The 7,052-nt window shown below is 71.4% G+C and carries 6 protein-coding genes and 2 pseudogenes; all 8 read left to right on the forward strand.

All coding sequences use genetic code 11. The annotated features are described in order from the left end of the window. Positions 1 to 309 (forward strand): annotated as a pseudogene (locus KUM32_RS33045) (hypothetical protein); the annotation flags it as partial. Between the two features lie 50 nt (positions 310 to 359). Further along, positions 360 to 782, forward strand: a complete 423-nt coding sequence (locus tag KUM32_RS33050; RefSeq protein WP_217145622.1) for a phage tail protein — start codon at positions 360 to 362, stop codon at positions 780 to 782. 28 nt (positions 783 to 810) lie between these two features. Next, positions 811 to 1,533, forward strand: coding sequence for a LysM peptidoglycan-binding domain-containing protein (locus KUM32_RS33055; protein ID WP_217145623.1), 723 nt, complete (start codon positions 811 to 813; stop codon positions 1,531 to 1,533). Next, the gene (locus KUM32_RS33060; RefSeq protein WP_217145624.1) at positions 1,533 to 3,455 is read left to right on the forward strand and encodes a VgrG-related protein; all 1,923 of its coding nucleotides are present in this window, start codon (positions 1,533 to 1,535) and stop codon (positions 3,453 to 3,455) included. Before KUM32_RS33055 ends, KUM32_RS33060 begins: the two co-directional genes overlap by 1 nt. Before the next feature lie 58 nt (positions 3,456 to 3,513). Then, a complete protein-coding gene (locus KUM32_RS33065; protein WP_217145625.1) occupies positions 3,514 to 3,966 on the forward strand; it encodes a GPW/gp25 family protein in 453 nt (150 codons plus the stop codon). Next, complete coding sequence (locus tag KUM32_RS33070; protein ID WP_217145626.1) at positions 3,966 to 5,924, forward strand: putative baseplate assembly protein; 1,959 nt, start codon at positions 3,966 to 3,968, stop codon at positions 5,922 to 5,924. Before KUM32_RS33065 ends, KUM32_RS33070 begins: the two co-directional genes overlap by 1 nt. A 56-nt stretch (positions 5,925 to 5,980) precedes the next feature. Next, positions 5,981 to 6,490, forward strand: a complete 510-nt coding sequence (locus KUM32_RS33075) for a phage tail protein (protein ID WP_217145627.1) — start codon at positions 5,981 to 5,983, stop codon at positions 6,488 to 6,490. Then, positions 6,487 to 7,052 (forward strand): annotated as a pseudogene (locus KUM32_RS33080) (zinc ribbon domain-containing protein); the annotation flags it as partial. The gene KUM32_RS33075 and the pseudogene KUM32_RS33080, both read left to right, overlap by 4 nt.

Below are 7,052 nucleotides of genomic sequence, written 5' to 3' on the forward strand. Positions count from 1 at the left end.
AACCTCAGCCGCCTGCGGCCCCACTCGGCCGAGCACACCCCGGCCGAACCGCCGCCCCCGTACAGCCCGCCCCCGCCCGGCAACCCGCCCCCGTACCCGGGCGGCTCCGCCACACCACCCCCGGCACAGGACGACCGGCCGCCCGCCTACACGGCGGTCCCGGCCGGCGGGTTCGACCCGCGTGAACTGACCGACTTCCAGCTCGACGAGCTGGTGCACCGGATCATCGGCCGCGTCACCCGTCTCGTCCGCACCGAACTGCGCATGGACCGCGAACGGATCGGCAGACTCCGCGACCCCCGCGCCTGACCGGCCACCCGCGTGCCCCACCGCTCACCCGACAGAAAGGTCACCCCCCGATGCGCCGCCAGGACCCGGGCTCCACCATCTGGTTCCGCCTCGCCATCGACGGCGAGAGCCTCGGTTACTTCAACGGGTGCGAGGGCCTGTCGACCCAGGTCGAGATCGAGCAGCGCCAGGAGGGCGGCAACAACGGGTTCGTCTGGCAACTGCCCACCCGGGTCACCTTCTCCAACATCCGGCTCACCCGCCCCCTCACCCCGGACACGGCGAAGGTCGCCAAGTGGGTCTCCTCCGTCCAGACCGGGATCAAGCGGCCCACGGCACAGATCGCGGCGCTGCGCGCGGACGGGTCACTGGTCGCCCGCTGGGGACTGATCGACGTACTGCCCGTCAGCTGGCAGGGCCCCAGCTTCGACCCCAACAGCCCGGCCGTGGCGAACGAGGTCCTGGAGATCGCCCACCACGGATTCACGGACTGACGGCGCCGGAGAGCAGAGAGGAAGACCCATGGCCACCAGCAGCAAGGGCGCCGGCAAGAGCCTCGTCCGCGCCAACCTCGCCATCCACCAGCCGCCCACCGGCACGACCACCACGCCCGGCGCGCTGATGCGGAGGTTCGACTTCGAGTTCAACCCGGCGCAGCTCACCCTCACCCAGCGCGCCGAGTGGAAGGCCACGCCGACCATGACCGTGCGGGACGGCTCGAAGCCGGAGTTCATGGGCGCCGACCCGCGGGAGATGACCCTGGAGATCTTCCTGGACTCCTCGATGAAGCCCAACGGCAACACCGTGATGAAGAAGGTCGAGTCCCTGCTGCTCTGCTGCGAGGTGACCTCCGAGAGCATCGCCGCCAAGCAGCCGTCGCCGCCCTGGGTGGTCTTCGAGTGGGGCTCGTTCTCCACGGCGCGGTTCACCGCGTACGTCTCGTCCATCGAGGCGCAGTACACCCTGTTCGGCACCAGCGGCGTCCCCATCCGCGCCACCTGCCAGGTGTCGCTCGTGGAGATCCCCGGCCCGACCCTGGGCCAGAACCCGACCTCCGGCGCCCTCACCGCCCAGCGCGTGCACCGGGTCGTCGCGGGGGACTCGCTCCAGTCACTGGCCTGGAGCGAGTACGGCAGCGCGAACGCCTGGCGGGCCATCGCCGAGGCCAACGGCATCGACGACCCCTCCCGCCTGCCGACCGGCACCGAACTCATGCTGCCCGCCACCGAGGAGGTGCCTCACTGATGGTGCGGCACGCTTTTTCCAGCATCGTCGAGGTCAAGATCGGCGGCGCCAAACTCCCCGCCGACATCGCCCCGATGCTCGTGGAGGGCTGGGTCGACCAGGGCGTCGGCGTACCCGCCGCGTTCCGCCTCACCTTCCGCGACCCCTACCGTCTGGTCCTCGGCAAACTGAACGTCCAGTTCGGCACCAAAATCGTCATCACGCCGATCGCCGACGGCCAGGGCATCGGCAACCCCCTGCTGACCGGCGAGGTCACCGGCCTGGAAGCCGACTACGACGGCACCGGCAGCTTCACCGTCATCCGCGGCTACGACTACGGCCACCGCATGATGCGCCAGCGCCGCGTCGCCGCGTACCGGAACCAGAAGGCCTCCGACATCGCCCGCAAACTCGCCGCCATGGACGGCGTGCCCATCGGCCGCGTCCAGCCGACCAAGGGCACCTACACCTTCATCAGCCAGTCCAACGTCACCGACTGGGACTTCCTCTCCCGGCTCGCCGACGAGAACAACATGGTCATGTCCCTCGACGCCAAGGGAAAGTTCCGTTTCGTCACCCCGAAACCGTCGGCCGGCGCACCCTCCCCGAAGACGGACGGCGACAAGAGCACCTTCGTCCTCCAGGCCGGCCACGACATCCTCCGGCTGCGGGCCGCCGTCACCGCCGCCGACCAGGTCGGCAAGGTCGAGTCCCGCGGCTGGAACGTCACCACCAAGAAGAAGATCACCGAGATCGCGCCCGCCACCACCGACCCGGGCATCAGCATCGGCTCGACCCCCGGAGAGGCCGCCGGCAAGTTCAAGGCCGCCAAACTCGTCGAGACCGCCAACCCCTACGACAGGCAGGACGAGGTCCAGCACGCCGCCAAGGCCCTCGCCGCCGACATCACCTCCTCCTTCGCGGAACTCGAGGTCGCCGTCTACGGCCACCCCGACCTGCGGCCCGGTGTCCCCGTGGCCCTCTCCGACGTCGGCAAACCCTTCGAGGGCAAGTACACCGTCACCTCGGTACGCCACGTCTTCGGCGACGGCAAGCACTACGAGTCCTGGATCACCGTCAGCGGACGCCAGTGGCGCTCCCTGTACGGCCTGGCCTCCGGCGGCAGCGGCGGCGTCGACCCGGCCAGCGCCGCCCGGCTCCCCAGCGTCGCCAACGCCATCGTCACCGACGTACAGGACCCCCTCAAGCAGGGCAGGGTCAAACTCCAGTTCCCCTGGCTGGACGACGCCTACGTCAGCGACTGGGCCCGCAGCGTACAGATGGGCGGCAAGGACGGCGGCGGAGTCTTCCCCATGGACGTCGGCGACGAGGTGCTCGTCGCCTTCGACCGGGGCGCACTGGACCACCCGTTCGTCATCGGCGGCCTCTACAACGGCCGGGACCTCCCCACCAAGGTCTCCGACGTCCCCCTGCACGACGGCCTGAAGAAGAAGGCCGTACGGCACACCCTGTCCGACCGCCAGGGCAACCGCGTCGACCTGCTCAGCCAGCAGACCGGCGGACGCAAGCAGGGCGTCCGGATCGCCAGCGGGAACAACAAACTGATCATCAACCTCGACCGCACCAAGACCGAGATCACCGTCGACAGCAAGGGCAGCGTCAGCATCACCGGCAGCCGCTCGGTGTCGGTGGAGGCGGGCACCAGCCTCCGGCTGCACGGCCGCCAGTCCGTCATGATCGACAGCGGCGGCCCCCTCACCCTGAAGGGCAAAGCCCTGGTCAGCCTCACCTCACTGGGCGGCGCGGTCAACGTCAACGCGATGGGCGGCGCCATGAACCTGTCGTCGAGCGGCATGACCTCGATCAACGCCACCGGCATGGTGTCGGTCAACGCCGTGGCCAACGTCAACATCAAGGGCATCAAGGTGGACCTCTTCGGCGCCGTGTTCGTCAACACCGTGAAGTACCCCCTCCCGGCATGACCGCACGTCCCCACCGGCACACCGGGAACGCAGGAAGAAGAAGGCAGGTGGCCCCCTGATGGCCGAACAGTTCGTCGGCTCCGGCTGGGCATTCCCCATGCGCATCGGACCCACCGGCGGGATCGCACTCGTCAGCGGCGAACAGGAGGTGGAGGAAGCCATCCGGCTCATCCTCGCCACCGCACCCGGCGAACGGCCGATGCGCCCCGAGTTCGGCTGCGCCATCCACGACCTCGTCTTCGCCCCGGTCAACGAACAGACCGCCGGCCGCATCCAGCACGAGGTGAACGTCAGCCTCGACCGCTGGGAACCCCGCATCGAGGTCCACGACGTCGAAGTCTCCACCGGCGGCGACCAGAGCGTCCTCTACATCGACGTCCGCTACTCGATCCGCGGCACCAACAACCCCCGCAGCCTCGTCTTCCCGTTCTACGTCATCCCCTCCCACGACGAGCCGGACCTCCCCGACGGTCCCGCCGGCCACCCGGGCTCTTTCGAAAGCGACCGCTGATGTCCCTGCCCTCCCCCAACCTCGACGACCGCCGCTTCCAGCAGTTCGTCGACGACGCCAAGCGCTACATCCAGCAACGCGCCCCGGAGTGGACCGACCACAACGTCTCCGACCCCGGCATCACCCTCGTCGAGACGCTCGCCCACATGGCCGACCAGATCGTCTACCGCCTCAACCGCGTCCCCGAGAAGAACCACCTCGCCTTCCTCGACCTCGTCGGCATCACCCTCTTCCCCCCGTCCGCCGCCCGCACGGACGTCACCTTCTGGCTGAGCGCACCCCAGGAGGAGCCGATCCTCGTCCCCCTGGGCACCGAGGTCGCCACCCTGCGCACCGAACGCGACGAGGCCGTCGTGTTCGCCACCGAACGCGACCTGACCGTCGTACCGTCCGCACTCAGCCACCTCGTGGTCCAGCACCGCGGCGAACCCGTCACCGACCGCACCACGGACCTCGCCGAGGGCAAGGACCTGATGTGCTTCGCCGAGGCACCCAACCCCGGCGACTGCATGCTCATCGGCCTCACCGCCGCCACCCCGCACTGCGCGCTCGCCCTCGAACTCGACAGCCGCGTCGACGGCGTCGGCGTCGACCCCCGCCAGCCACCCCTCGTCTGGGAAGCCTGGACCGAGGACGGCTGGCAGACCTGCGAAGTCGACCGCGACGGCACCGGCGGCCTCAACCGCCCCGGCGACATCGTCCTCCACATACCCGGCGGCCACGTCCTGTCCCGCAACGGCGGCCACGAAGCCGGCTGGATCCGCTGCCGCGTCACCGACCCCCTGCCCGGCCAGCCCTTCTACACCACCTCACCGACCATCCGCTCCGCCGAGGCCTACACCATCGGCGGCACCACCGGCACCATCCACGCCGAGACCGTCTACGACGAACCCCTCGGCGAATCCACCGGCCTGCCCGGACAACGCCTCCGGCTCGAACACGCCCCCGTCGTCGCCGACGACCCGCCCCTCCTCCTCCAGACCACCGACGACGACGGCTGGCAGGACTGGCACGTCGTCCCCCACTTCGCGGCCTCCCACCCCGACGACCACCACATCACCCTCGACGCCGCCACCGGCGAGATCGCCTTCGGCCCCGCCGTCCGCGAACCCGACGGCACCCTGCGCCAGTACGGCGCCGTCCCCCCCAAGGGCGCCATCATCCGCGCCCGCCGCTACCGCACCGGCGGCGGCCGGGCCGGCAACGTCGCCCGCGGCGCCGTACAAGTCCTGCGCACCTCCATCCCGTACGTCTCCGAAGTCGTCAACCGGGAAGCCGCCCGCGGCGGAGTCGACGGCGAAACCGTCGAAGAGGCCAAGCTCCGGGCCCCCATCACCCTCCGCGCCCAGGAACGCGCCGTCACCCTGCGCGACTACGAGGAACTCGCCCGCCGCGCCGCCCCCGAGACCGCCCGCATCACCTGCCTCGAAGGCAAGGAGAACGAGTACGGCGCCCACGCCGTCCGCGTCCTCGTCGTCCCCCAGGCCGTCCCCGACCCCGGCGGACGCCTCCGCTTCGAACAACTCGTCCCCGGCGACGCCCTCCTCGAGCGCATCACCCGCCACCTCGACGAACGCCGCCTCATCGGCACCCGCCTCGCCGTCGGACCCCCCTACTACCAGGGCGTCACCGTCGTCGCCACCCTCCACGCCTTCCGCGGCGTCGACGCCGACCGCGTCCGCCGCCAGGCCCACGACGCCCTCTACCGCCACCTCGACCCCCTCACCGGCGGCACCGACGGCAAGGGCTGGCCCTTCGGACGCCCCGTGCAGACCGGCGAGGTCTTCGCCGTACTCCAACGCGTCCCCGGCGTCGAACTCGTCGACGAGGTCGTCCTCCACCCCGCCGACCCCCTCACCGGCAAGCGCGGCGACCCCACCGACCGCATCGACCTCGAACCGCCCGCGCTGGTCTTCTCCTTCGACCACCGCGTCCGAGTGATCGGAGACGGCACGTGACGACGACCCACCGGGGCTCCATCGACGGACTCGGCTCCTCCCTGCCCATCAGCACCATGCTCCCGGCCGTCTTCGCCGACGACGACCTCGCCCAGCGCTTCGTCGGCGGACTCGACGACGTCCTCGCCCCCATCCTGAGCGTCCTGGACTGCCTGGACACCTACTTCGACCCCGCCCTCACCCCCGCCGACTTCGCCCAGTGGCTCGGCACCTGGGTCGGCGCCGAAACCGACGGCACCGAACCCGAGGACCGGCTGCGCGCCGCCGTCGCCGCCGCCGCCCGCCTGCACCGCGTCCGTGGCACCCGGCAAGGCCTGTCCGAAGCGGTACGGCTCGCGTTCGGCGTCGAACCCCAGATCACCGAAAGCGGCGGCGCCGCATGGAACGCCCGACCCCTCGGGCCGTTCCCCGGCATCCCGCGCCCCCACCTGCACGTCACCCTCCGGCTGCCCGACCCGACCCCGGCCGACACCCATCGCCTGGACACCCTCGTCGCCGCCGCCCGCCCCGCCCACATGCCCTACACGGTCGAAGTGACCGCCTCCGAAAGGACCCCGGAGAGATGACCACGCAGAACTGCGCCGAGTGCGGAACCCGCGCGGAACCGGGCCAGTCCTTCTGCGACGCGTGCGGCGCCGTACTCCGGTGGGACCAGGCCGGCACCCGCACCCCGCAGCCCGCGGCCTCCACGACCGACCAGGACCCCGGCTGGGACGCCTTCTCCCGCCCCGGCCCGGGCGGCACGGGCGTACCCCCGACCCGCCACGGCCGCACCACCCCGGACACCACCGGCGAACAGGACGGCACCACCGAGGAAACCCCGCACCCGCCCCACCGACGCGGCCCGGCGGACCCGGAGCCCACCGACCCCGACGACCGCGACACCGACGAGCTCCCCCGGATCACCGCGACGGCCGCACCGGCCGACACGACGGGAGCAGCAGCAGGAGCAGCCGGCGCGGCGGGAGCAGCCGTGTCGGCAAGGACCGCGGAACCCGTCGGCACTCCCGACACCGCCCCCACCACCCCCACGCGCACCCCCGGGCCCGACACCATGTCCGACCGCGCCCGCTCCCTCCTCGTCCCCGTCGCCGACCCCGAGGCCGCGAGCCCCGCCCGGCCCCCCAC

Source organism: Streptomyces sp. AC627_RSS907 (genome assembly GCF_019049165.1).